General features: G+C 68.3%; 25 protein-coding genes. 12 read left to right on the top strand and 13 right to left on the bottom strand.

Annotated features, from left to right (window positions below):
* Positions 1-32: 32 nt before the first annotated feature.
* The 3 genes from gfa to CEK65_RS04830 form a co-directional block, all read right to left on the bottom strand.
* Entirely contained in the window at positions 33-605 is a 573-nt protein-coding gene (gene gfa, locus CEK65_RS04840; RefSeq protein WP_152180953.1) for an S-(hydroxymethyl)glutathione synthase, read from the bottom strand.
* A gap of 70 nt (positions 606-675) precedes the next feature.
* On the bottom strand, positions 676-1,785 hold the full coding sequence (locus CEK65_RS04835; RefSeq protein ID WP_017912530.1) for an S-(hydroxymethyl)glutathione dehydrogenase/class III alcohol dehydrogenase: 1,110 nt from the start codon (positions 1,783-1,785) through the stop codon (positions 676-678).
* A gap of 40 nt (positions 1,786-1,825) precedes the next feature.
* Positions 1,826-2,101, bottom strand: a complete 276-nt coding sequence (locus CEK65_RS04830) for a metal/formaldehyde-sensitive transcriptional repressor (RefSeq protein WP_017908003.1) — start codon at positions 2,099-2,101, stop codon at positions 1,826-1,828.
* A 318-nt stretch (positions 2,102-2,419) separates the two neighbouring features.
* Between CEK65_RS04830 and CEK65_RS04825 the strand changes: the two genes are divergently transcribed.
* Positions 2,420-3,136, top strand: a complete 717-nt coding sequence (locus CEK65_RS04825; protein WP_026143454.1) for a response regulator transcription factor — start codon at positions 2,420-2,422, stop codon at positions 3,134-3,136.
* Positions 3,133-4,644: an ATP-binding protein gene (locus CEK65_RS04820; protein ID WP_152180952.1), complete on the top strand. Its 1,512-nt coding sequence runs from the start codon at positions 3,133-3,135 to the stop codon at positions 4,642-4,644. Before CEK65_RS04825 ends, CEK65_RS04820 begins: the two co-directional genes overlap by 4 nt.
* 36 nt (positions 4,645-4,680) lie before the next feature.
* On the opposite strand, the gene CEK65_RS04815 is transcribed toward CEK65_RS04820, so the two are convergent.
* From CEK65_RS04815 to CEK65_RS04785, 7 genes are all read right to left on the bottom strand, one after another.
* Positions 4,681-5,064 carry a YbjQ family protein gene (locus tag CEK65_RS04815; RefSeq protein WP_152180951.1) on the bottom strand — a complete coding sequence of 128 codons (384 nt, stop codon included), beginning with the start codon at positions 5,062-5,064 and terminating at the stop codon, positions 4,681-4,683.
* Between the two features lie 74 nt (positions 5,065-5,138).
* Positions 5,139-5,396 carry a hypothetical protein gene (locus CEK65_RS04810; RefSeq protein WP_152180950.1) on the bottom strand — a complete coding sequence of 86 codons (258 nt, stop codon included), beginning with the start codon at positions 5,394-5,396 and terminating at the stop codon, positions 5,139-5,141.
* A 214-nt stretch (positions 5,397-5,610) separates the two neighbouring features.
* Positions 5,611-5,940 carry a hypothetical protein gene (locus CEK65_RS04805; protein WP_152180949.1) on the bottom strand — a complete coding sequence of 110 codons (330 nt, stop codon included), beginning with the start codon at positions 5,938-5,940 and terminating at the stop codon, positions 5,611-5,613.
* A 56-nt stretch (positions 5,941-5,996) separates the two neighbouring features.
* Positions 5,997-6,692: a hypothetical protein gene (locus tag CEK65_RS04800; RefSeq protein WP_152180948.1), complete on the bottom strand. Its 696-nt coding sequence runs from the start codon at positions 6,690-6,692 to the stop codon at positions 5,997-5,999.
* A 4-nt stretch (positions 6,693-6,696) separates the two neighbouring features.
* A complete protein-coding gene (locus CEK65_RS04795; RefSeq protein ID WP_152180947.1) occupies positions 6,697-7,518 on the bottom strand; it encodes a DUF2199 domain-containing protein in 822 nt (273 codons plus the stop codon).
* Positions 7,519-7,787: 269 nt separating this feature from the next.
* Positions 7,788-8,177, bottom strand: coding sequence for a hypothetical protein (locus tag CEK65_RS04790; protein WP_152180946.1), 390 nt, complete (start codon positions 8,175-8,177; stop codon positions 7,788-7,790).
* Positions 8,178-8,209: 32 nt separating this feature from the next.
* Positions 8,210-9,574 (bottom strand): glutamate--cysteine ligase, encoded by a 1,365-nt coding sequence (locus CEK65_RS04785; protein ID WP_152180945.1) that lies wholly within the window; start codon positions 9,572-9,574, stop codon positions 8,210-8,212.
* A 222-nt stretch (positions 9,575-9,796) separates the two neighbouring features.
* Between CEK65_RS04785 and CEK65_RS04780 the strand changes: the two genes are divergently transcribed.
* From CEK65_RS04780 to CEK65_RS04765, 4 genes are all read left to right on the top strand, one after another.
* Positions 9,797-10,492 carry a VIT family protein gene (locus tag CEK65_RS04780; RefSeq protein ID WP_152180944.1) on the top strand — a complete coding sequence of 232 codons (696 nt, stop codon included), beginning with the start codon at positions 9,797-9,799 and terminating at the stop codon, positions 10,490-10,492.
* 144 nt (positions 10,493-10,636) lie between these two features.
* Positions 10,637-11,059 (top strand): VOC family protein, encoded by a 423-nt coding sequence (locus CEK65_RS04775; protein ID WP_017909404.1) that lies wholly within the window; start codon positions 10,637-10,639, stop codon positions 11,057-11,059.
* Between the two features lie 179 nt (positions 11,060-11,238).
* Positions 11,239-12,069, top strand: a complete 831-nt coding sequence (locus tag CEK65_RS04770; RefSeq protein ID WP_152180943.1) for a helix-turn-helix domain-containing protein — start codon at positions 11,239-11,241, stop codon at positions 12,067-12,069.
* Positions 12,070-12,175: 106 nt separating this feature from the next.
* A complete protein-coding gene (locus CEK65_RS04765; RefSeq protein ID WP_017915081.1) occupies positions 12,176-13,168 on the top strand; it encodes an MBL fold metallo-hydrolase in 993 nt (330 codons plus the stop codon).
* Between the two features lie 166 nt (positions 13,169-13,334).
* On the opposite strand, the gene yihA is transcribed toward CEK65_RS04765, so the two are convergent.
* On the bottom strand, positions 13,335-13,958 hold the full coding sequence (gene yihA, locus CEK65_RS04760) for a ribosome biogenesis GTP-binding protein YihA/YsxC (protein ID WP_152180942.1): 624 nt from the start codon (positions 13,956-13,958) through the stop codon (positions 13,335-13,337).
* A gap of 128 nt (positions 13,959-14,086) precedes the next feature.
* Between yihA and CEK65_RS04755 the strand changes: the two genes are divergently transcribed.
* The 4 genes from CEK65_RS04755 to CEK65_RS04740 all read left to right on the top strand — a co-directional run bounded on the left by CEK65_RS04755 (position 14,087) and on the right by CEK65_RS04740 (position 17,386).
* Positions 14,087-14,908 (top strand): c-type cytochrome, encoded by an 822-nt coding sequence (locus CEK65_RS04755; protein WP_043094760.1) that lies wholly within the window; start codon positions 14,087-14,089, stop codon positions 14,906-14,908.
* 86 nt (positions 14,909-14,994) lie between these two features.
* Positions 14,995-15,636: a thiol:disulfide interchange protein DsbA/DsbL gene (locus CEK65_RS04750; RefSeq protein ID WP_017910536.1), complete on the top strand. Its 642-nt coding sequence runs from the start codon at positions 14,995-14,997 to the stop codon at positions 15,634-15,636.
* 105 nt (positions 15,637-15,741) lie between these two features.
* Positions 15,742-16,593 carry a thiol:disulfide interchange protein DsbA/DsbL gene (locus tag CEK65_RS04745; RefSeq protein WP_150410708.1) on the top strand — a complete coding sequence of 284 codons (852 nt, stop codon included), beginning with the start codon at positions 15,742-15,744 and terminating at the stop codon, positions 16,591-16,593.
* Positions 16,594-16,618: 25 nt separating this feature from the next.
* Positions 16,619-17,386, top strand: coding sequence for an endonuclease/exonuclease/phosphatase family protein (locus CEK65_RS04740; protein ID WP_152180941.1), 768 nt, complete (start codon positions 16,619-16,621; stop codon positions 17,384-17,386).
* A gap of 110 nt (positions 17,387-17,496) precedes the next feature.
* On the opposite strand, the gene CEK65_RS04735 is transcribed toward CEK65_RS04740, so the two are convergent.
* Positions 17,497-18,654, bottom strand: coding sequence for an ROK family protein (locus CEK65_RS04735; RefSeq protein ID WP_017914882.1), 1,158 nt, complete (start codon positions 18,652-18,654; stop codon positions 17,497-17,499).
* Between the two features lie 169 nt (positions 18,655-18,823).
* Here CEK65_RS04735 and CEK65_RS04730 point away from each other — a divergent pair, with 169 nt between their 5' ends.
* Together CEK65_RS04730 and CEK65_RS04725 are read left to right on the top strand one after the other, a co-directional pair.
* Positions 18,824-21,418, top strand: a complete 2,595-nt coding sequence (locus tag CEK65_RS04730; RefSeq protein WP_193314700.1) for a TonB-dependent receptor — start codon at positions 18,824-18,826, stop codon at positions 21,416-21,418.
* 10 nt (positions 21,419-21,428) lie between these two features.
* Complete coding sequence (locus CEK65_RS04725; protein WP_152180940.1) at positions 21,429-22,214, top strand: DUF1868 domain-containing protein; 786 nt, start codon at positions 21,429-21,431, stop codon at positions 22,212-22,214.
* Positions 22,215-22,289: 75 nt separating this feature from the next.
* On the opposite strand, the gene CEK65_RS04720 is transcribed toward CEK65_RS04725, so the two are convergent.
* Complete coding sequence (locus tag CEK65_RS04720) at positions 22,290-25,178, bottom strand: TonB-dependent receptor (protein ID WP_152180939.1); 2,889 nt, start codon at positions 25,176-25,178, stop codon at positions 22,290-22,292.
* Positions 25,179-25,388: the final 210 nt, after the last annotated feature.

Raw genomic sequence — 25,388 nt, 5'->3', positions numbered from 1 at the left:
GCGTCGACCGGCGACGCGCGCGGCATCGGGCTTCAGTGCAGCACGCCGTTCTTGCGCGCCACGTGGGTGGAGATCGCGTCCATCAGCGGCGGCGACAGGCAATCGTACGGTTCCAGCTTCAGTTCGCGCAGGCGGTTGCGCACCCCGGCCATCGCCTCCGGACGCGTGCCGCTCTCGATGATCGACGACACGAAGGCGGCGAACCCCGGCGCCGACCAGCCCTGCTGCGGCGACAGTTCCGTATGCACGAAATCCAGGCCGTAGAACGGATGCTCGGTGTTCTCGATGCGGCCGTACATGTGCACGCCGCAGCCGGTGCAGGCGTGACGGCGGATGGTCGCGCTCTCGTCCACCACCTTCAGCTTCTCCTCGTGCGCCGTCACCTTGACCTTGTCGCGCGCCACCACCGCCACCACCGAGAAGGTCGCGCCCTTCGGCTTCCAGCACTTGGTACAGCCACAGGCGTGGTTGTGCGCGGTCTGCGCGCCCACTTCCACCACCACCTTGTCGCTGGCGCAATGGCATTCCAGGGTACCGCCCTGGAAATGCTCCGCGCCGGCACGCACGCCGGCATCCACCGACGGATGAATCGTCACAGTACTCATCTTGCCCCCTCCCGGGTTCGTTGCGTCGCTGCAATGCGCGGAAACGGCCGCGCGCCGGACTGACCTGCGGTCAGAAGTGGATGACGGTGCGGATCGACTTGCCCTCGTGCATCAGGTGGAAGGCTTCGTTGATCTCGTCCAGCGGCAGGGTGTGGGTGATGAACGGATCGAGATCGATCTCGCCGTGCATCGCCTGCTCCACCATGCCCGGCAGCTGGGTGCGGCCCTTGACCCCGCCGAAGGCGCTGCCGCGCCAGACGCGGCCGGTGACCAGCTGGAACGGGCGCGTGCTGATTTCCTGGCCGGCGCCGGCCACGCCGATGATGACGCTCTCGCCCCAGCCCTTGTGGCAGCACTCCAGCGCCGAGCGCATCACGTGCACGTTGCCGATGCACTCGAAACTGAAGTCCACGCCGCCGTCGGTCAGCTCGACGATGACTTCCTGGATCGGCTTGCTGTAGTCCTTCGGGTTGATGCAGTCGGTGGCGCCCATGCTGCGCGCCAGCTCGAACTTGCCCGGATTGGTGTCGATGGCCAGGATGCGCCCGGCCTTGGCCTGCACCGCACCCTGGATCACCGCCAGGCCGATGCCGCCGAGGCCGAACACCGCGACGCTGTCGCCTTCCTTCACCTTGGCCGTGTTGTGCACCGCACCGATGCCGGTGGTGACGCCGCAGCCGAGCAGACACACCTTCTCCAGCGGCGCCTCGGGGTTGACCACGGCCAGCGAGATCTCCGGCACCACCGTGTACTCGCTGAAGGTGCTGCAGCCCATGTAGTGGTAGATCGGCTGGCCGTTGTAGGAGAAGCGGGTGGTGCCGTCGGGCATCAGGCCCTTGCCCTGGGTGGCGCGCACCGCCTGGCACAGGTTGGTCTTGCCGGACAGGCAGAACTTGCACTTGCGGCACTCGGCCGTGTACAGCGGGATCACGTGGTCGCCGACCTTGACGCTGGTCACACCCTCGCCCACCGCCTCGACGATGCCGCCGCCCTCATGGCCGAGCACCGCCGGGAAAATGCCTTCCGGATCGTCGCCGGACAGCGTGAACGCGTCGGTATGGCACACGCCGGTATGGGTGATGCGCACCAGCACTTCGCCCTGGCGCGGCGGTTCGACATCGATCTCCACGATCTGCAGCGGTTTGCCTGCTTCGAAAGCGACGGCGGCTCGGGACTTCATGCGATTTCTCCTGGCTGACGGAATGGGCGTGGGGTGGGGATCATTTGAGGTAGGAGCGGACCAGCATGGCCATCTCGCGCACGCGCGCGGCGCGCTGCGCATCGGAGGTGGCGGCATGGCCGAATTCATCGCGGACGTGCGCCTGCATCACTTCCGACATCAGGCCGTTGACCGCGCCGCGGATGGCGGCGATTTGCTGCAGCACAGCAGCGCAGTCCGTCCCCTCCTCCAGCGCGCGTTCCAACGCCTCGGTCTGGCCGCGCAGGCGGCGGATGCGAGCGAGGACGCGCTTCTTTTCGTGCGGGGCGTGCGGCATGTGGCGGGGACTCGGGAACTATACTGGGGGATAGTATTCCTGCCATCGAAAAAAGAAAACGCCCGCGCCGCTACTCCACCCATCCTGGCCGACCCGGGCGCGGCCGGACGCCCCGCCGCGCGGGTGCCGGCGCATGGCAATGCGTGTCGGCCCAGGACACGAAACCGCCATGTTGGCGCCGCCGGTACTGCCTATGATGGCCACGCGTTCATGCGCGGGCCCCGGTGCCGGTGGCCACGTCCCTGCCCGCCCCCAGTTCCAGGCAGCCGCGGCCACGTCTAGACTGGGCGAATCCCCGTGTGGCCGCCCTTCAAGATCGTGGACATGAAATCCTTCATTCTGGTCGTCGACGACGATCCGGATCTGCGCCGACTCATCAGCGAGTTCCTGAGCGACCACGGCTATCAGGTGGACACCGCCGAGACCGTGGCGGAGATGCGCCTGCGGATGGCCGAGCGCCAGCCGGACCTGGTGATCCTGGACGTGATGATGCCCGGCGAGGACGGCCTCAGCGCCGCCCGCCAGCTCGCCAGCGAGCGCGGCGCGCCGGCGGTGATCATGCTCAGCGCGCTGGGCAGCGACACCGACCGCATCATCGGCCTGGAAGTCGGCGCCGACGACTACCTGGCCAAGCCGTGCAATCCGCGCGAGCTGCTGGCGCGGGTGCGCGCCCTGCTGCGGCGCAGCCAGGCGGCGACGCTGCCGCCGGAAGCGCGCGGCAACGTCTACGAGTTCGCCGGCTGGCGGCTGGACGTGATCCGCCGCGACCTGCGCGATCCCACCGGCATCTTCATCAATCTCTCCGACGGCGAATTCGCGCTGCTGCGCACCTTCGTCGAGCACCCGCAGCGCGTGCTCAGCCGCGACCAGTTGCTCGACTACGCGCGCGGCCGCGACACCGAGGTCTACGACCGCGCCATCGACAGCCAGATCAGCCGCCTGCGCCGCAAGATCAACGAGCGCGTGCAGACCGAACTGATCCGCACCGTGCGCAACGAGGGCTACATGCTGCTGCCGAGCGTCGCCCGCCTGTGAGCGGGCCCACGCGCGCCCGCCGCGGCGTGCCGATCTTCGCCCGCGCCTTCCTGCTGCTGGTGGTGGCGCTGCTCACCGCGCAGCTGATCGGCATCGCCCTGGTGCTGCGCACGCCGGTCTACGAGATGCCGGTGCACCCGCCGGAGGTGATCGCCCTGCTCAGCACGCGCATGCCGGCCGGCACCCAGACCCTCAAGGTGCAGGACACCGCCCATGCGCCGCTGCCGGCGCGCGACCAGGTGCGCGACCGCAACGTGGAACGGCTGATGGCGCACTGGCTGGAAGTGGCGCCGGACCAGGTGCGCTTCTACCGCAACAGCGACGGTCGCCTGGAACGCCTGCGCCTGCGCCTGGGCGAACGCCCGCCGCCGCCGCCGCATGCCATGGCGTCCGACGACGACGTCCCCGCACCCGCGGAGGTGGCGCCCCCAGCCACCGCGCAGCAACCGCCGCCGCCGGAACCGCCGCCTGCGCCGGGCGAGGCACCGCGCAATGGCGCCTTCGGCGCGACCATGCGCGCCGTGGGGTGGCGCGAACGCGGCTTCGCCCCGGCGGTACCGCTGCTGGACGGTTTCACCGCGGCCCTGCGCCAGCCCGACGGGCACTGGCGCAGCGTGATGTCGCCGCCGCGGCGGTTCTCCAACGAATTCAAGACCCAGGTGGTGATGCTGTTCCTGGTCGGCATGCTGGCGATGCTGCCGCTGGCCTGGTGGTTCTCGCGCGCACTGTCGGCGCCGATCCGGCGCTTCGCCGAGGCGGCCGACCAGCTCGGCCGCAATCCCGATGCGCAGCCGCTGCGGCGCAGCGGCCCCAGCGAGATCGTGCAGGCGGCCGATTCGTTCAACGCGATGCAGGCGCGCCTGAACCGGCTGATCAACGAGCGCACGCACATGGTCGCGGCGATCGCCCACGACCTGCGCACGCCGTTGGCGCGACTGGCGTTTCGCCTGGAGACCCTGCAACCGCCGCTGCGCGAGAAGACCATGGCCGACATCGACGAGATGAAGGCGATGATCTCCGCGGCGCTGGACTTCATCCACAACGACAGCCGCCGCGGCACCCGCTCGCCGCTGGATTTCCGCCTGCTGGTGGAAAGCGTGGTCGACGACGCCAGCGACACCGGCGCGGACGTGGTGCTGCTGCTCGGCGACGCCATCACCCTCGACGGCGATCCGCTGTCGCTGCGGCGCATGGTGATGAACCTGGTGGAGAACGCGCTGAAGTACGGCAAGCGTGCGCGCCTGCAACTGCGGCACGAGGCCGGCGAATGCGTGCTGTGGATCGACGACGACGGCCCCGGCATCGATCCCGCACAGCGCGAGAAGCTGTTCCTGCCCTTCTTCCGCGGCGAGAACTCGCGCAACCGCGACACCGGCGGCATCGGCCTGGGCCTGTCGGTGGCGCACAGCATCGTGCTGGCGCATGGCGGCCAGATCGCCCTGGACAACCGCCCCGAGGGCGGCCTGCGGGTCAGTGTGCGGCTGCCGTGCCAGGCGGTCGGTGGCTGAGCCGGGCGCGCCCCGTTCCGCCGTACGTCGATCGACTCAGCGCTGGTTCGGCTCGACGACCACGGCCGTGCCATAGCACAGCACCTCGGTCAGGCCGGCCATCAGCTCGGTGGCGTCGTAGCGCACCGCGACGATGGCATTGCCGCCCATCTGCCGCGCGTGCTGCAGCATGTCCCGGTAGGTCTCCAGGCGCGCCTGCTCGCACAGCTCGGTATAGATGGTGATGTTGCCACCGAACAGCGTCTGCAGCCCGCCGAGGAAATTGCCGACGATGGAGCGCGAGCGCACGGTGATGCCGCGCACGATGCCCAGATTGCGCACGATCCGGTAGCCGGGAAGTTCCAGCGCGGTGGTCACCATCGCATCGTTCAGTGGCGAGACCGCCGCGCGCGGCGGCGAGGAATTGTACGGATCGGTCATCGGTGTGCCCTGCTGGCGTGGCCCGTGGCTCCGCGGACCGCGGACCCGGCGCGCACGCACCGAGGCCGGCAGTGTTAGCACCGCATGAAGAACCACGCAATCGCCAGCACCAGGCCGCCACCCCACAGCAGCAGCATCGCCACGACGCCGGCCAGCACGACCGCCACCCGCCGCCATCGGCCCAGCCCGCGCGAACGCCGCACCACGTGCACGCACAGCCAGCCGCCCAGCGCCACGCCGCTGGCGACCACCGCCCATCCGAGCAGATCGATGAGCGGATCCTTGTGACCAACGTCGGCGGGGCATTGGCTGGTCGCATGCGCGGATGCCATGCAGCCGAGCAACACGCTCAGAACACCGGCCCTGCCGCCACGATGGCACCGAGAACCGCTGCGCGCAGCAAGACAGGCGGCAAGGCGACTGCGAACGATGCGAAGTGCGCGCATTGCAAAGCGACTCGACGAGCGACAGCGCATCGCGCATGTCTGGTCGTGAAGTCTCTGGCCGAACGTAGAAGGCAACACTCTCATGCATCCGACACGGTCATCACGGCACATGCTCATAGCGCCCCGTGCGCCGCCAATCGGGCAACACATGTCGATACCAGTAGAGCATTTTCGACCAGTTTGAAGTCTCCAACACCAGCAGTGCACCCCACGCGCCACTGCGTTCGCCCACATAGCGATCCTTCCAATGCAGGATCGGAATGATGAACAGCCAGAGCAGGAGCCGCACCACCAGCAGCCCTCCGACAGCGACAATCACCTCGCGCTCTGCGCTCCAGCCAGCGACGATGAGCACGCTTCCCAGTCCAGCGGCGACCGCGAATCGCTTGAGCCATCGCCATTTCGATTCGAACCAGTCCGCACGCACCATGGAGTCCCCCTTATTTGCCTGAAGCACCACTGACTGCAAAACCCGAAAACTGCAGATCAACGCATCGGTGGCGCGCCGCTGCTGCCCATCGTCGGCAATGAACGCCGAAACTCTGCAGCGACAGGCCGTGAAAGCAAGCGCGCGATGATCCAGCCATGCAGGGCGACGAAAGCCACAGCAAAGACCGCGCCGATCGCCGACATGGCCCACAGCATCGGCTGCATGTCCGGCGCGCCGTGCATCTGCGCAACAGCGAGCTGCTTCTGCATGAAGGCGATCATCTGCACCTGCACGACCGCGCCGCCCAGGTTCCACGCGATCACCAGCAACATGGCCGCGATGAAACACCACCGCGCCCAACTCATCCGTCGCAGAAGCCCGATCGAACTCGCCAGGGTCCACACTGAAAACAGCGCAGTTCCAAGAAACAACCAACGAAAGTTGGAAAAAATGAAGGCAATCGTCGGCGGCATGCCTGGCGGAAGCCTCTGCACCGCATCGGCAAACTGCACGTGATCGAACATGACGAACACAACGAAGACCTGCATGGTGCCGACCACTGTGCCGAAACCCGAGAGTGCGATGAAGATCCAAGCCAGGATCGTGACAAAGCTGGATCGCGGCTGCGCTTGGTGCATGACGTCCCCCCTGAAGACGAATGCGGCATTGTCGCCTGCCCCGTGGCCGCCGTCATCACCATTCAGGCGCGTCAATGGAAGACGCGAGGCCGCAAACCAGGCCAGCCGATGCAAAGCGCTATCGACGTTGCGCCATCCGCATGCGCCGGAGCAGCAGGAGCCGTTTGCCCGACCGCACCGATATCAACAAGGCGGCAAGCATTCCCAATGCGATGAACAACACCGCGCCTGAAGCTGGTCCAAGCGCGAGCAGAATGCCGCAATAGACGAAAAGAGACACAAAGCCGAAGAAGCCTGCGGCATTCTTGTAGAAGTGCCAAGACGTGATCGCGGCACTTTCCGGATTGCGAGACACCAAACGGCCTGCGCCTTCCCCAGTTGGTGCGACCTCCCAAGAAGAAGCCTGCTGAGCGACGTCCATACGTCGAGAGCCCTTGAAATGCCCGCACAACTCCAGCATCCGGTGGTGCTGCGCCTCATTGATGCCATTTCGCTGATCCACGGCAAGCACATGGTCTGCGGATGATGGAAAGACAAACGTGGGACGGCTCGCCGGATCCTGGAACTCGATCGAAACAAGCAGCCCCACGGTATCGTTCACACCGGGAATGGCATTGGCGAGCGCTCCCGAAAACATCCTACCTTGCGCCGACGCGTCATTGAAGCTGTTCACATATAAGTCGTGATCCTGCTTCGACACCTCGGCCCAAAGCCCCCAGGCAAATGCGTCTTCCCGATACAGAAACGGAATTTCCAGGACGCCCCGAATAAAGAATCTCCGCTCGTCCAGCGTGCACAGATCGGCGTTGGAACGGACACGGCGGTAGGCGTCCAGATAGGACAGCGCGAAGACCTCATCCGGCAATCCAAAGCCCCGATCCGTCGGCAACCCCTGATGCACCTCCCCACAACTCGTGCACACAACCTCATGTCCCGCCATAGCTCCCCCCAGGGACCGCTAGAAAAACTTCAGTTCCTAGTATCCGCCCTGCAAGAATGCATTGGAATGCACCGATCTCCAGCCCTCTCGGCGATGCACCAGGCCACTGAGCAGTCCAAAGTCACCCGCTTCACGCCAACCAACGCTAAACGAAGACGCTATAGCAAAAGCGGGCTTCCCGCCGCCATCCATTCCTGCAACGACGCCGCAAGCGGCGCGCGGCTGCCCGGCCTGGGGCGTGCCCAGGGCGCGGATGGGCGGCTAGGTGTCTAGCGCGAAGGCCATAGCCGTCGCCACCATGGCGGCGTTTGCGGCGCTATGGCACCCGCATGTCGCTGCGCCACAGCCTCGGCATGACGCGCCAGCAACAGCGGCAGTGCGGTCGCCCGCCAGAACACCAGGCTGACGTATCCCGAGGACATGCCGCCATGGCTGAGGCGCGGCACGAACACCGACTCGACGGATGCGTCGTCCAGCGCCGTGCCGACCAGGCGCGCGAAGGTGTCGGCGAGCAGTGCCTCGCACTGCGTGGCCGTCGCCGGCAACGGCACGCCGGCCAGGGTCGACGCCATCTCTTCCCACAGATACGGATCGCCACGGCCGCCCCATCTGCTCGGCTCGTCCTGGAACAGGCCCGCCATGTCACCGATCGCGGCCATCGTTCTGCTGGCCTGCGGGCGCGCCGCTGCACTCAGTACGCGAACTCGCGGAACACGTGGTCGATGTCGCCCTGCCAGGCGCCGTGGTACAGCGCCAGCTTGCGCTCGGCCGCGGTCTCGCCGCCATGCAGGATTTCCACCAGCGGTTCGAGGAAGCGCGATTCGTCCTGGCCGTCGCGGTTCAGGCGCGCGCGCCGGCGCAGGCCGGACAGGGCGATCTTCACCGCCTCGGCAGCCAGGTCCTGCACGGTACCGTTGCGGAACGGCAGCTTCAGCGCCTGCTTCGGCACGCCGTCGCGCAGCGCGTGGCGTTCGACCAGGTTGAAATCCTTGACCAGGTCCCAGGCCGCGCCCAGCGCCGCATCGTCGTACAGCAGGCCGACCCAGAACGCCGACAGCGCGCACAACCGGCCCCACGGACCGGCGTCGGCGCCGCGCATTTCCAGATACTTCTTCAGGCGCACTTCCGGGAACGCGGTGGTCATGTGGTCGGACCAGTCGCGCAGCGTCGGCAACGCACCGGGCAACGCCGGCAACTTGCCCTGCAGGAAATCGCGGAAGCTCTGCCCGCTGGCGTCGATGTAGGTGCCGTCGCGGTAGGAGAAGTACATCGGCACGTCGAGCAGGTAATCGACGTAGCGCTCGTAGCCGAAGCCGTCCTCGAACACGAAGTCGAGCATCCCGGTGCGGTCGGCGTCGGTGTCGGTCCAGATATGCGAGCGGTAGCTGAGGTAGCCGTTGGGCTTGCCCTCGGCGAACGGCGAGTCGGCGAACAGCGCGGTGGCGATCGGCTGCAGCGCCAGCGACACGCGGAACTTCCTGATCATGTCCGCTTCGCTGGCGTAATCCAGGTTAACCTGCACCGTGCAGGTGCGCGTCATCATGTCCAGGCCGAGCGAACCGACCTTGGGCATGTAGCGCTTCATGATCTGGTAGCGGCCCTTGGGCATCCACGGCATCTCGTCGCGGCGCCACTTCGGCTGGAAGCCCATGCCGAGGAAACCCAGGCCCAGTTCGTCGGCGACCTGCTTGACCTCGTTGAGGTGGCTGCCCACTTCGACGCAGGTGTCGTGGATGGTCGGCAGCGGCGCGCCGGACAGTTCCAGCTGACCGGCCGGCTCCAGCGTCACCGAGGCGCCATCGCGCAGCAGGGCGATGGTGTGCCCGGCTTCGCGCACCGGCGCCCAGCCGAAGCGGGTCAGGCCCAGCAGCAAGGCCTCGATGCCGCGCTCGCCGTCGAAGGTCGGCGGCCGCAGGTCGTCCAGCCGGAAGCCGAACTTCTCGTGCTCGGTGCCGATGCGCCACTGCGCTTCGGGTTTTTCTCCGGAGGCAAGCACCTCGACCAGTTCGGCGCGGTCGGTGATCGGCGTCTCGGCAACGTGGCTGGGGCTCGACAAGGGCAGGACTCGCACGGCGGGTGAGGCGATGTGGGGACCATCCCCTGCCATCGCAAGGCCCGCACTATAGCGTGCCGGGGGCGCGGCCCGCGTCGCTACCGGCGGCACTGCAGCATTCCATGGCCGCGCCGCTGACGGCGTCGAGAGTGAGACGCAGCAAGCGTTCGCGGCGCCGGCTCGGCTAGGCTGCGGTCTCCTTCCCGCTCCGCCGCAGGCAGCGCCATGCGCCCGACCCACTCCGAACGCCATCGCACCGACCGCGCCGGCTGGCTGCGCGCGGCCGTGCTCGGCGCCAACGACGGCATCCTGTCCGTGGCCGGCCTGGTGGTCGGCGTCGCCAGCAGCGGCGCGTCGGCGGCCACGGTGCTGACCACCGGCATTGCCGGCCTGGTCGCCGGCGCGATGTCGATGGCCGCCGGCGAATACGTGTCGGTGCAATCGCAGGCCGACACCGAGCGCGCCGACCTGGCGCTGGAACGCCGCGAGCTGCACGAGGACCCGCAGAGCGAACTGGACGAACTCACCGCGATCTATCGCCAGCGCGGGCTGGACCCCGGCCTGGCCCGCCAGGTCGCCGAGCAGTTGACCGCGCACGATGCGCTGGGCGCGCACGCGCGCGACGAACTCGGCATCACCGAGAGCCTGCGCGCACGTCCGCTGCAGGCGGCGGCCGCGTCGGCGGCGGCGTTCTGCACCGGCGCCGCACTGCCGATCGTGGCCGCCTGGCTGGCGCCGGACGGCCGGCAACTGTGGGTGACCGGCGCGGCGACCCTGATCGGCCTGTCGCTGACCGGCGCGCTGGCCGCGCGTGCCGGCGGCGCCTCGGGCCTGCGCGGCGCGGTGCGGGTGGTGTTCTGGGGCGCGGCGGCGATGCTCGCCAGCGGCGCGATCGGCCATGTGTTCGGCGTGCATGTCTGAGCGGACGCGCCCCGTACTGGATAGCATCACCGGCATGGCCACAGCCGTTTCCCCGAAATGCAAGGCAACCGCACGCCCGTCGTTCAACACGGAACCTGACCTGGAGTACTGAAAATCGACACTGGCCCCTTCGTCGTCGACCACATGGGATTTTCCGTTTCATCGCTGGATGAGGCGATCGCGTTCTGGACTGAGGCCATGGGCTTCGAACTTGTCCGCACGGGCGAAATGGGCGGCGATTTCCTGCGCGAGGTGACGGGCGTCGACGATCCTCGTTGCCGCATGGCGCTGGTGGTCTCGCCTGCCGGCTTTCCCATCGAACTGCTGGAATACTCGACGGCCCGCACATTGGGCAAGACACCCGCAAGCGCTGGCGCGATCGGCGCGGCCCATCTCGCCGTCACCGTGACGGAGATCGACGTGGCGGTCGCCAGGATCCAGGCGCAGGGATGGCAGTTGAAAGGATCTCCGCGGCCGATCGAGGCAGGGCCACGCGCGGGAACCGTCGTTGCCTACGTCAGCGGGCCCGACGGAATCACCATCGAGCTCATGCAACCTCCCAGGTAAACGTGGCTGACAAAACGACTGCGCAGTCGCCAGACCGCGGGGAAGCGACCTGCGGCGCACCGAGACCGGCAGTTTGCGGAGCCGGCACCAGCGCAGTCGTGGCAGTCCGGCCGGCTGCGACGTAGCAGCCTGGCGCTTTACGCTGAGCGCGCGCGCCGCGCTGCGCTAGCATCACGGCCATGGCCGACACCACCTCTCCCGACGCTTTGCTGCTGGCACGCCTGGCCAGCCTGGCCGACTGCACGCAGGCCGAGGGCTACGCCTGCATCACCGCGCGCCGCGAACACGGCGCGCGCTCGGTGGAGATCCCGCAGCCGCACCTGGCGATCCTGCTGCAGGGACGCAAGCAGGTGCGCACCGCGACACAGGCCCTGGACTTCGTACCGGGCGACCTGTTCCTGGTGACGCGGCGCTGCCGCATCGATGTGGTCAACATCCCGGATCCGCACAGCGGCCTGTACCTGAGCGTGCTGGTGCCGCTGTGCGAGGAAGCGCTGAGCGCGGCACGCGTGCTGTGGAACGAGCCGCTGCCCGCCGCAGGCGCGGAACTGGCGCGCCTGCGTGCCGAGACGTTCGGCGGCACCCTGCTGCAATGGCGGCAGGCGCTGCAGGACGGCCGCTACACCGAGGCGCGGCTGGCACTGGCGGCCCTGGTGGTGGCACTGTGCCGGCAAGGCCACGGCGGCCTGCTGCTGCCGCCGGCGCCGAGCGTGGCAGCGCAGGTGCGCGAGCTGATCGCCGCACAGCCGCAACGCGGCTGGCGTTCGCGCGACATCGAGGACAGCCTGGGCCTCAGCGGTGCGACCCTGCGCCGGCACCTGGCCGGCGAACGCACGTCGTTGCGCGAACTGCTCACCGATGCGCGCCTGGCGCACGCGATGCAACTGCTGTACACCACGCGCTGGCCATTGAAGACGGTCGCCGCGCACGCCGGTTACCGCTCGGTGCGCAGCTTCAGCCAACGCTTCCAGGAGCGCTATGGCCTGGATCCTGCCAGCATCGGCAACTGAGCCACGTCGGCATTGAGCGCCGCGCGCAGCGGAATGAGCGAATCGCGCAGCGGCGCCGGTGCAGCATGCCATTACCGCGGCGCACGCCGCTCTGCCAGGAAATCCCATGTCCGTGTTCCCGCTGCGCGCGTTGTGCGCGCTGGCCCTGAGCGCCAGCGCGGCGCTGACGCTGCCATCACCCGCCCACGCCGCCGCGCCGGCCAGCGCCCAGACGCAGGTGCCCGGCGTCTATCGCCAGGCGATCGGCCGCTTGCGGGTCACCGCCCTGTTCGACGGCACCGTGGCGCTGTCGCGCGCGGAACTGGCGAACATTCCGCCGGAGGCGATCGCACGCCTGCTCGACCACCGCTATGTGCCGGAGAACGACAAGGGCCTGCAGACCGCGGTCAACGCTTATCTGATCCAGGACGGCACGCACCTCACCCTGGTCGATACCGGCACCGCGACCTGTTTCGGCCCTGGCCTCGGCCAGGTGCTGGCCAACCTGCGCGCGGCCGGCTATGCGCCAGAGCAGGTCGACGACGTGCTGCTGACCCACGCCCATCCCGATCACCTGTGCGGCCTGCTGGACGCACAGGGCCAGCCCGCCTATCCCAAAGCGACGGTGTGGCTGAGCGCCGCCGACGCGGCGTACTGGCTGGACCCGGCCAGCGAGGCCGGGGCGCCGCAGGCACTGCGCTTCGCCTTCCCGCTGGCGCGGGCGGCGGTGGCGCCCTACCAGTCCGCGCAGCGGCTGCGCCGTTTCCGTCCCGGCGATGCGCTGCCCGGCGGCGCGGTGGCGCTGGATACCCACGGACACACGCCCGGGCACGTGTCGTACCGCTTCGACGGTGGTGCGGGGCAGCAACTGCTGGTGTGGGGCGATCTGGTGCACTACCACGCGGTGCAGTTCGCGCAGCCGCAGGCGTCGTTCGAGGCCGACAGCGACCGCGCCGCGGCGATCGCCGCGCGCAAGCGCATGCTGGCGCAGGCCGCGGATCACGGTTGGTGGGTAGCCGGCGCGCACCTGCCGTTCCCGGGACTGGGCCACGTGCGTCGCGAGGGCGAGGCCTTCGCCTGGGTGCCGACCGAGTTCTCGCCGTTGCCGGCGGCGCCTTGATTGGCCCGTACCTTCATCCGGCACTGCGGGGCACCTTCCCCCGAAAAGGGGGCCATGGTCCCAATGGGAGAAGGGAACGGCTAGCCCCTCTCCCATCGGGAGAGGGGTTGGGGTGAGGGTCCGGCGCGAAGCGTCTCGCGGAGCTTGGGCGCCAGCGCCGCCGCGCTCACTCCGCGGCAGTCGGCTCCGTGTCCAACCCCAGCCAGCCACCGACGATGCCACGCAACTCATCCACGCCCTGGCGGGTCTCGCCGGAGAAAGTCTGCACGCTGACCGTATCGCCGAACGCGCTGGTCAGCTCCTTGCGTACCTGCTGCAGCACCTGCCCCTGCTGGCCGCGGCCGAGCTTGTCGGCCTTGGTCAGCAGCGCGTGCGCGGGCAGCCCGCGCTGGGCGGCGTAGCCCAGCATCTGCCGGTCGTAGTCCTTCAGCGGATGGCGGATGTCCATCACCACCACCAGCCCGCGCAGGGCCTCGCGCGTGCGGAAATAGGTGTCGATGAACTTCTGCCAGTGCGCCTGCAGTTCCTGCGGCACCTTGGCGTAGCCGTAGCCGGGCAGGTCCACCAGGTAGCGCTCGGGCTGGACCTGGAAGAACACCAGCTGCTGGGTGCGGCCAGGCGTCTTGGACACGCGGGCCAGGGCGTTCTGTCGGGTCAGCGCGTTCAGCGCGCTGGACTTGCCGGCGTTGGAGCGGCCGGCGAACGCCACTTCCCAGCCGCCGTCGTCCGGCAACTGGCGGGCATTGTGGGCGGACAACAGATAGTGGGCACGTTCGAGGATCAGCGACATCCCCCTAGGATCGCACGTCCAGGGCACCGGGCGGGCTTCGTTGACCGCCGGGCCGCGGCATGCCGATAATCGCGCGAGTGCGGTCGCCGTCCGGCAGCCGCGGGGTCGGGTCATACGGAGCTTCAGCAATGCGCCACGCTCGCGTTCTTGCCTTTGCCGGTCTAGCGGTTTCCGTCGCTGCCGCGGTCGCGTTCGCGCAGACCTCGGTGGTTCCCATTCCCGACCACGCGCCGGTGCGCACCACGCCGCTGGAGGGCGACATCGGCAAGGCCGCCTGGGGCGACCCCAAGGCCGGCCAGGCCAAGGCCGCGGCCTGCGCCGCCTGCCACGGCGCGGACGGCAACCCCGCGATCGCCATGTATCCGCGCATCGCCGGCCAGGTGGAGCGCTACAGCGCGCGGCAGATGGCGCTGATTGCCCACGGCGAGCGCACCAGCGGCGCGGTCGCGGCGATGGTGCCGTTCGTGCAGCCGCTGAGCGCGCAGGACATGCGCGACATCGGCGCCTACTTCGCCACGCAGAAGGCCGGCGCCGGCATCGCTGACGACGCGGTGATCGCCGACGGTCCCTACGCGGGCATGAAGTTCTACGAGGTCGGCCAGCAGCTGTATCGCGGCGGCGACGCGACCCGCGGCATTCCCGCGTGCATGGCCTGCCACGGCCCGGCCGGCGCCGGCAACCCGGGTCCGGCCTATCCGCATCTGGGCGGCCAGCACGCCGATTACGTGGCGCGGCGCCTGCAGGAATACCAGGCCGGCACCACCCAGGAGCGCGATCCGACGATGTTCAAGATCATGGCGCAGGTGGCCAAGCCGCTGACCGACCAGGAGATCAAGGCGCTGGGCAGCTACCTGCAGGGCCTGCACGACCGCGCCGACGACGCGGCCGCCGCGCAGGCCGCACCGGCCGCGGCGACGCCACAGCAGCCGACGCCCGCGCAACAATCCTGACCGAGCGCCGCCGCGGCGGCGCCGGCCCGTTTCCCCTTCGCGCCGGTCCCGACGACCGGCGTTCGTTTTTTGCCATTGGAGATCGCATGAACCGTCTGCCCCGCCTGCTGTTGTGCCTGCTCGCCCTGCTGCCGTTGAGCGCCTGCGCGCAACCCAAGTCCGCCACCGCGGTGGAAGGGGAGGACTACACGCTGATCGCCAATCCCAAGCCGTTCGCGCCGCTGGCCGGCAAGATCGAGGTGGTGGAAGTGTTCGGCTATACCTGCCCGCATTGCGCGCACTTCGAGCCGCTGCTGGAAGAGTGGGCCGGCAAGCAGGCCAAGGACGTGCGCCTGACCCTGGTGCCGGCGGCGTTCGGCGGCTACTGGGACAACTTCGCCAGCGCCTTCTATGCCGCGCAGCAGTTGGGCGTGCAGAGCCGCAGCCACCGCGCCATGTTCGAGGCCATCCACGACAAGCGCAGCGTACCGGTGCAGAACGTGGCGCCGGAGGAACTGGCCACGTTCTACGCCGGCTTCGGGGTCAAGCCGCAGGCCTTCATCGCCGCCTACCAGAGCCCGCAGGTCGCCGCGCAGGTGAAGGCCGCGCGCGATTTCGCCGTGCGCGCCGACATCTCCGGCACCCCGGCGCTGATCGTCAACGGCAAGTACCTGGTCAAGGGCAAGAACTTCGAGGACATGCTGCGTATCGCCGACGCGTTGATCGCCCGCGAGCGCGCAGGCAAGTAATCGGCGTACGGCGCTTCATCCGCGCCATGGCATCATGACGGGGTGGCCGGACCGCGCTTGCGGCGCGTCCGGCATTTGTCCCCCATCCTGCTGGAGATGTCGCCGATGAAGACCCGCTTCGCCCTGACCCTGATGGCCCTGCTGCCGATCCTGGTGGCATGCAAGGCCCAGGACGGCACTGCCGACGCCGTCGCCCCTGCCTCCGGCACCGCTGCCGCCCCGGCTGCCGCGCCCGCCGCCGGCAACGATGCCGCCGCTGCACCCGCCGAGACGCCGGCCGCGCCCGCGGCCACCACCGCCGATGCCGCTGCACAGCCTGCCGCCACGGAAGGCGACAACGCCGCGGCCAAGCCGGTCGCCGCCAAGACCCCGAACGGTCCGGAGCCGGTCGCCGGCACCGACTACGTCGACATCGCCGGCGGCCAGCCGTTCCAGCCGACCAACGGCAAGATCGAGGTGGCCGAGATCTTCGGCTACGTCTGCCCGGCCTGCGCGCGCTTCCAGCCGCTGATCGGCCCGTGGAAGGCCGGCCTGCCGTCGGACGTGCGCTTCGTCTATGTGCCGGCGATGTTCGGGGGTACCTGGGACGACTACGCCCGCGCGTTCTACGCCGCCGAGGCGCTGGGCGTGCAGGAGAAGACCCACGAGGCGCTGTACAAGGCGATCCACGTCGACGAGACCCTGAAGGGCGAGCGTGGCCGCGACTCGGTGCAGGACATCGCCAACTTCTACGCCAAGTACGGCGTGGACCCGAAGCAGTTCGCCGACACCATGGGCAGCTTCGCGGTGGCCACCAAGACCAACCGCGCCAAGCAGTTCGCCACCCGCAGCGGCATCACCGGCACGCCGTCGCTGATCATCAACGGCAAGTACCTGGTCAAGGGCAAGAGCTACGACGACATGCTGCGCGTAGCCGATCACCTGATCGCGCGCGAGCGCGCGGCGATGACCAAGTAAGCCGTTCGCCTCGGGCCGCACCGCCGTGACCGCTCCCGCCACCCGCACCCTGCGCGTGCTGACCGCCAACATCCAGGCCGGTTCCAGCACGCGCCGCTACAGCGACTACGTGACCCGCAGCTGGTCGCACGCGCTGCCGGCCGGGCGCAAGCGCAGCAGCCTGGACGCGATCGCGCAGCTGGCCAGCGACCACGACATCGTCGGCCTGCAGGAAGCCGATCCCGGCAGCCTGCGCTCGGGTTTCACCAACCAGACCCACTACCTGGCCGAACGCGCCGGCTTCAACTACTGGAGCCACCAGCCGAACCGGCGCGTGGGCGGCGTGGCCTCCAGCGCCAACGGCCTGCTCAGCCGGCTGGAGCCGGTGGAAGTGCAGGACCACGCCCTGCCCGGCCGGCTCGGCGGGCGCGGCGTGCTGCTGGCCAAGTTCGGCAACGGCGCCGAAGGCCTGGCGGTGGCGGTGGCGCACCTGTCGCTGGGCGCCAACTCGCGTGCGGCGCAGTTGGCCTTCATCGCCGAGTTGCTGTCCGATCATCCCAACGTGGTGCTGATGGGCGACTTCAACTGCGTCGCCGACCGCCCGGAAATGCAGTTGCTCTACAAACGCACCCGGCTGCAACCGCCGGGCTGCGTGGTGCCGACCTTCCCGAGCTGGCGCCCGCAGCGCGCCATCGACCACATCCTGGTCAGCGACGGCCTGCGCTGCAACGAACAGCGCGCAATGCCCGCCGCCTTCTCCGACCACCTGGCGGTGGCCACCGAGATCGACGTGCCGCAGCACGTGTTGCGCTGAGGCGCCATCGCGCCACAGTCCGCTCGGCGGCGCGAAACCGTCAGCAGCGGCAGCGCGCCTGCCAAGCCCAACCCGAAGGGTCGCGGTTGCGCGGGGATGGATGACACGCCCTAGAACAGCGTCTCCTTGAACGGCAGCATCGCCGCGCCCAGTACCGTGGCATGCGCTTGGACTTCGCCGACCAGCAGTGTGGGATATGGCGAGGCGATGCCACGCCGCGGGGCCGACTCGAACGCAATGCGGGCGATCAGCCGTCGCGCAAGATCGGCAGGCAGGCGCGCACCGAACACGATCACCGGCGGATCGATCAGCGCAATGGTCGCCGCCACCGCCAGCGTCACCGTCGATTGCACGGCATCCAGCCAAGCGTCGATCTGCGGCCACGCCGGGTCGTACTGCTGCAGCATCGCATGCAGGTCCGGCAGCGCGTGACCGTCGGCGACCAGCGCCTCGCGCAGGCTCTCCAGCGTCGGCCGTGCCATGCCGGTGATGGCCGAAATACGGCCCAGTTCGCCAGCATTGCCGTGCGCGCCGCGGCACACGCCGCCGTCGGCGATCACGCCCGCGGCGAATCCGTCGCCGATGTACAGATAGACCAGGTCCGGCGTTCGACGGCCGATCCCATACACCGCCTCCGCCAGAGCCGCGCAATGGGCGTCGTTGTCCATCCAGACCGGCAACTGCAGGCAATCGGCGACGAATCGGTCCAGTTCGACCTCCACCCAGTCCGATGCCAGCGACAGCGGCGGGTTGACGCGCGCGCCCTCGCCGATGCGCGGTCCGGTCATGCTCAGACCAACGCCGAACAGCTGTTGTCGGTCCACAGCAGCGGCCTGTAGCAGTTCCTCCACCATCGCCGGCAACTGCCGACGCACGTCAGCCAACGTGAGCGGGAATGCAGTGAACTGACGCATCCCACGGATCTGCCCGGCGAAGTCGATCAACAGCACCGCGATGCCATCGACCGTCAACGAGACGCCGACGCTGTACGCGTAATCCGGCACCAAACGCACCAGGCGACTCGGCTGGCCGCGCCCGCGACGCGGCGATGGCCCCAGTTGCAGCAGGCCATGTGCGACCAACGGATCGAGGATGCCCTTTGTCCCCGGCACGCTGAGTCCAATGGCGCGGGGCAGATCGGCACGCTCGACCTGTCCCGCGCGGCGGACCAAGTCCAACAGCATGCGCTCGCTGGTCCCAGCGACGTTGCCGTCGCTGCGGCGGCGGTACTGCGGACGGACAGCGGCGTTGGCGAAGAAGCCGGACACGCGAAGCGACAGCGGGGGCGTTGTCATATTTCTTTTAATTAACCAACTTAATTTAATGCATCTTCGGCCACCACTCTGGGGCCGCCCAAGACTGGATCGTGCCATGCGTCTGCTGCCGCCTCATCCCCTTTGCGTCTTCCGCTCGCCCGACGCCTCCTCTCCGTCCGGTCTGTCGCTGGCACTTCGCCTGGCGCTGACCGGCGTCCTGCCGTTGGCATCGCCGGCGTATGCCGATGCGCTGCAGGCCGACGAGGATGCGAAGACCATGGATGCAGTGCAGGTCCGCACCTCGTTCCAATCGCAGAACACGCGCGCCATCGCCACCAAGCAGGGGGCTTCCACCATCGTGGATTCGATCGCCGCCGACAGCATCGGGCAGTTGCCGGACTTCAACGTCGGCGACGCGCTGCGCCGGGTCGCCGGCGTGAGCACGGTGGAGTACCAGGGCGAACCGCGCTATGTGACCGTGCGCGGCCTCAACGGCAACTACAACAGCATGTTGATCGACGGCTTCGCGTTCGCCAGCAACGATATCGGCAGCCGCCAGGCGCTGATGGACGTGCTGCCGGCCAATTTCGTCGATCGCATCGACGTGGTGAAATCGCTGTTGCCGGAAAACGACGGCGGCGCGATCGGAGGCGTCACCGATCTGGTCACCGAAAGCGGCTTCGAGCGGCCCGATGGATTGCTCACCGCCGCGGCCAAGGGGGGCGTCAACCTCATGGGACAGCGCTACGGCGGGCGCACGCCGGCCGGCGAAAGCGAACTGAAGTGGAGCAAGCGCTTCGGTGGCAACGACGAATTCGCGTTCCTGGGCGCGGCCAGCGTCTGGCGCCGCGTGATCTCGGTACCGCAGGAGGAAAACGGAAGCGGCCTGAACTGGTACAACGCCGACGGTACGCGCTCCGCCTTGGCCTATGGCGGCGTCGGCAACGCGGTGCCCAGCGAGCGGCGTTGGTACAACTACGACAACACCCGCGAGCGCCGCGGACTGACCATGCGCCTGGATTGGCAACCGGATGGCCCGCTCAGCGGCCATCTCGCCGGCTATCGCTTCCGTCAGCGCGAGACCTCCGACCGCGACGCCGAGGTCGCGCAGGTGCAGAACAGCGCGCGCCTGGTTCGCACCGGCACCGACAGCGGAACCCTGGACAATCTCAATCAGCTTGTCGAACTGGGCCAATTGCGCTGGAAACGCGGACTGACCGGGCTCAACGGCGAACTGCTGGCCGAACTGCCGGCGCAGTGGCGCGGCGCACTGCGCGCCAGCACCTCGCGCGCCACGGTGGATAACCCGCAGACCTGGGACCGTTTCCAACAAAACCGCTTGGGCTACGCGTTCGACTGGAGCGACAGCCTGCCTGCGTTCACTGCACTCAACCCGGCGCTGGCCGACGACCCGACGCGCTACGCCAACCTCTATCACCAGCAGGAACGCACGCGCTACGCCGAGCGGGTCAGCGATCTGCAATTGGAATTGCGCCGCAACATGGACGAGGACAGTCGTGGATTGGGCGTGGCATGGGGCCTGCGACAGGTGCGTACGCACATGCGCACGTCCTTCCAGCGCACCACCTGGAGCGGGCTGCCCTACACCCTGGCGGACGTGCTGGGCGATTCGACCTGCGGGCTGGGCTGCAATACGCCGATGCTGACCATCGATCCGGCCCTTGCCGACGCACGCTGGGATGCCGTCGCCGACCAGGCAAGTGGCGTGGTGGACACCGCCGCGCAGAACAGCGGCAGCTACGCCGTGGACGAACAGGTGCGCGCCGGCTTCGTCCAGGCGCAATGGCGGGGCGAGCGCTGGCGCCTGGCCGGCGGCGTGCGCTTGGAACAGACCCGTTTCGGCAGCGACGGACTGCAACTGAGCGGATCGACATGGAGCCCGGTCAGTGCCGTGCGCCGCTATCGCAACTGGTTGCCGTCGCTCGCCGGCCAGTGGCAGACCAGCGCCAACGGCACCCTGCGCTTCGGCGTCTCGCGCTCGATCGGGCGCCCGCGCCTGGACCAGATGGCGCTGAACGGCGGCGTGCTGACACTCAGCAGCACGCCGCCCACGCTCAACCAGGGCAACCCGGACCTGCAACCGCGTCGCGCACTGAATCTGGATCTCGGCCACGACTGGACCTTCGACGATGGCGGCAGCCTGCTGTCGATCGCGCTGTTCCACAAGACCATCCACGATGAAATCTTCCGCTACGGCCAGCTGCAGTCCCTCGACGGCCAGCAGGTGCTGGTCACGCAGCCCCGCAACGTGGACCGGCCAGTGCGGCTACGCGGCCTCGAACTGAGCGCGATCAAGGAACTCGGCCCATGGCTGCCCGCGCTGAACGGCCTGTCGGTGAGCACCAATGTCACGCTGCTGGACGTGGACTACCCGGTGGTGCTGGGCGACGGCAGCCGTACGACGCTTTCGGTGCTGCCGCAGCAGCCCAAGCAGCTGTGGAATCTGGCGCTCAACTATGCGCGGGGTCCGCTGAGCGCCTCGCTGGCCTGGAACCATACCGGTGTGTTGTGGGACGACCGTTACCCCAACTACACCAACCAGTTGGAGTTCTATCGCAACCGCTACCAGCAGGCGTTGGACCGCGTCGACCTGAAGCTGGGCTGGCAGGTATCGCCCTCCGTCGCGCTGAGCCTGGACGTGCTGAACCTGACCGGACAGGGCTACGAGTACCGCATCGGCCGCCAGCAGGAATACCTGCAATCGGCCTGGAAGATGGCGCCGACCGTGATGGTCGGCCTCAATGTCAAACTCTGAGGCAAACCGCATGTCATCGTTTTTCGATACCAGCATCAGCCGTCGCCAGTTGCTGGCCGCGGCCGGCGCGACGGTCGTGGCTTCGGCACTGCCGGCGCAGACCATCTCGCCACAGCCGCCGGATGTGGGACGCAAGTTCCTCCGCTCACGGCGCCCGCTGCCGTTCCCCGGCAATACGTTCCTGGGCCATCTGCAACAGCAGGGCGATGGCTACCAGAGCTTCGACCGCGTGCTGGACATCTATCGCGAATTCTCCGAGCACCGCTTCGCCGACAAGTTCGCCTTGCTGCCACCGAGCAGCTATCACGTGACATTGCTGGGTGGCGTCAACGAGATCGACCGCGCTGGTGGGCCATGGCCCAGCGACATGGCGCGCGACGTACCGCTGAGCGACATCCATGCGACGTTCCTGGCACGGCTGCAGCAGCGCGACGTCGCGCCACTGGGCGCGTGCCGGTTCCTGATCGATCCTGCGGCAGCGAAGACCGGCCGCAACGACAATCTGCTGATCCCGTTGCGGCCCGCGGACGTAGCGACCGCGCTGCGGCTGGACGTCGCCCGCCGCGGCCTGATGGCACTCATTCGCCTGCAGCGCCCGGACTACGTCGACTACCGGTTCCACATCTCGTTGGCCTATCTGTGCGACACGCTCGATGAGGTCGAACATGCCGCCTATCGGAAGGCGGTACACGACTGGCTGGCGCGGCTCGCCGCGGCCGGACCGATCACCGTGCCGCGCTTCCACTTCTGCACCCTTCAGGACATGTACGCGTTTCGGACGCTGCAAGAGGTGTGAGGCGCCCAGGCGACGGACGACATCGGCATGCGAAACGCGCGGCGCGGGATACGCGCCGCAACGTCCGTCACACCGCTAGAACTTCAGATCCGCCCGCACATACAGGTAACGCCCACCGGGAATGCCGTAGGTGGAGGCGTCGTAGCCGTTGAGCGAACACGACAGGCAGATCGGCGGGTCCTTGTCGAAGACGTTGTTGACGCCGCCGCTGAGGGTCAGGCCCTTGAGCCAGTCGAAGCGGTAGCCGACCTGCAGGTCGTGGTAGGTGATCGCGTCCAGCGTGTTGGTGCCGGCGACAGGATTGCTGCACACCGGGAACGCGACCGCGTCGCCGCACTGCTCGGTCAGCTCGGAGATGTGCCGCAGCGTCCACGACGCATTCCAGCGGCCGCGCGACCAGTCCAGGCTCAGGTTGCTGGTCCACTCGGGAATCGAGCTGTCCACCACCTCCACGCCCGGGCGCTGCGGCTGCACCTGGCCGGCCGCGCCGGTGGCGACGTAGCGGGTGACGAAGGTGTTCTGCCAGCCGATCTTGAAGCGGCCGGCAGCGGTTTCCGGCGAGTTCCAGAACAGGTCCACGTCCCAGCCGTCGGTCTTGATCGAGCCGAGGTTGGTCAAGCGGTTGTTGAAGCCGTTGATGCCGCCGGTGGAGGCGCGGGTGATGCCGTCGCAGTAGGTCGGCGACAGCGTGTCCACGCACAGGTCGAGCTGGGTCTGCGCGTTGATCGCCTGGATCGCGCCGTCGATGTCGTGGCGGTAGAAGGTCACCTCCACGTCGAAGCGGTCCGACCACGGCACGTTGCTGGCGAACCACGGGCTCCAGACGAAGCCGGCGCTGAAGCTGCGCGCCTTCTCCGGCTCCAGCGCGCGGTTGCCGCCGGTGGTCACCGAGATCTGCGAGTTGGCCTGCTGGTAGCCGGCCGGCACGCCGAGCGTGGCGCAGTTGCTGGCGCTGCCGCGCGGCGCGGTGCCGCCCAGGCCGATCGAGCATGGGTCGGACAGGGTCAGGTCGGCGCGCGCGGCCGAACCATACAGCTCGCCGATGCTGGGCGCGCGGAAGCCTTCGGCATAGCTGGCGCGCAACACGAAGTCCGGCGCCACCTGCCAGCGCAGGCCGTACTTCGGGGTGAACTTGCCGCCGAAGGTGGAGTAGTCGGAATAACGGCCGGCCAGGCTGAGGTCCAGTTTGTCGCCCAGCGGCGAGTCGGCGAAGATCGGCACGCTCAGTTCGAGGTAGGCCTCCTTGACGTCGTAGCTGCCCTGCGTCGGCAGCGACGGCACGCCGTTGTAGTGGCCGATTACGGTCAGCGGATCGGGGCGGTAGAAGCCCTCGTACTTGCGGTATTCCACGCCGGTGGCGAAGGACACCGCGCCGGCCGGCAGCCGGAACAGGTCGCTGCTGAGGTTGGCGGTGAACTGGGTCAGCTCGTTCTGGCTGCGATCGTGCACCACCGGCTGGATCCAGCGCAGCATGTCCGGGGTGATGCTGCCGGCGCCGCCGAAGATGTTCAGCGGCACGCAGCCGGCCACCGCCGCGCACGCCGCCGGATCGCCCAGCGCCAGGTTGATGTTGTAGATGTTGTAGCTGCCGTAGTTGGTCTGCTCGGCCTTGTTCTTGCTGTAGGCGCCGTTGACGTCCCAGAACCAGGTGCGGTCGGCGCCCTCGAAGCTGCCGATGAAGCCGGTGCCGACATACTGGGTGTCCACGCGCTGCTCGAACACGCGCGCACCGCCTTCCACCGGGCGGCGCCCGATCATGATCAGATTGCTGCCCGAATCCAGCGCGAAGCCGAACGGGTTGTACGGGTTGGCGGCGGAGATGACGATGTTGTCGGCCAGCGGATTGCCGGTGCCGGCGTCGGGCCCGAGGAAGATCGGTTCCGGCGCGGCCTGGTTGGTCGACTCGCGGCGGTTGCCGAGCAGCTTCAGGTACCACTGCACGTCGTCGTTGAAGAAGAAGCGGAACTGGCCGAACACGCCCTTGCGCTCGGACGGGGTCAGCAGCAGGTTGGACGCGGCGAAGTTGTAGCGGTCGGCGGTGGTGAAGCAGTGGTAGTCGTCGCTGCGGATGCAGCCGCCGGTGCCGTCGTAACGCGGCGTGCGCGCACCGCTGTTCGGGGTCAGGTTCTGCTCGGCGCCGGTGTTGGGGTCGACGAAGATGAAACGCCCGTCCGGGGTGGCCGAACTGCCGAAGCTCAGGCCGGTGCCGGGAATCGGATACAGCGACTGTGCACGGTCGCGCGCGTAGATCGGATCCTGCTTGGTGTAGCTGGCGCCGAGGAACAGGCTGGTGCGTTCGGTGCTGTGGCCCCAGGCCAGGTCCACGCCCTTGCTGGCGCCGTCGCCCTTGTCGTACTCGCCGTAGTTCAGGGTGACCTGCCCGCCTTCGAAATTGCGCCGGGTGATGATGTTGACCACGCCGGCGATGGCATCGGAGCCGTACAGCGAGGAGGCGCCGTCTTCCAGCACCTCGACGCGCTCGACGATGGCCAGCGGAATGGTGTTGAGGTCGGTGGCCGCGCCCACGCCCGAGGCCGAGGACTCGTTGACCCAGCGCATGCCGTCGACCAGCACCAGGACGCGCTTGGCGCCCAGGTGGCGCAGATCCACCTGCGCCGAACCGGCACCGACGCCGCTGCCGTCCGGCGGGAAGCCGAAATTGCCGGAGGAATTGAACTTGGCGTTCAAGGCCGAACCGGAGGCGGTGAGTTCCTGCAGCACATCGCCGATGGAGGTCAGGCCGGTGCGTTCGATGTCGGCGCGGCTCAGGGTCTGCACCGGCACCTGGCCCTCGACTTCGGCACGGCGGATGCGGGTGCCGGTGACCTGCACGCTGTCCAGGGTGGTGGCCGTACCGGGAGCGGCCGGGGGCGTCTGTTGCTGGGCGCCGGCGATGGCGGGGACGCCGCCAAGCAGGACCATGGATACCGCGAAGACCAAAGGATGGCGGTGCAGGAAATTCATCCGTCTCTCTCTCCAGAAAGGATGTGGGTCGGCCGCTGCGACCCCCTGCACCGCGACGGCATGGAATTCTTTGTAAACAAATCGTAAACGCCGTGCAAGCGTCCGGCAGGCAAAGCGCGGGCCATCGCGACGACTGGTCGATCTGGTAGACACCGGATGCGCAAGACATCGTCAAGCAGCGCAACGCTCAAGCCCCTCTCCCCTCGGGAG

The sequence above is a fragment of the Xanthomonas sp. LMG 12459 genome (assembly GCF_009192905.1).
Taxonomy (GTDB): domain Bacteria; phylum Pseudomonadota; class Gammaproteobacteria; order Xanthomonadales; family Xanthomonadaceae; genus Xanthomonas_A; species Xanthomonas_A sontii.
Note: the sequence above shows the minus strand (reverse complement) of the source record. Positions and strands in the feature narration are given on the sequence as shown.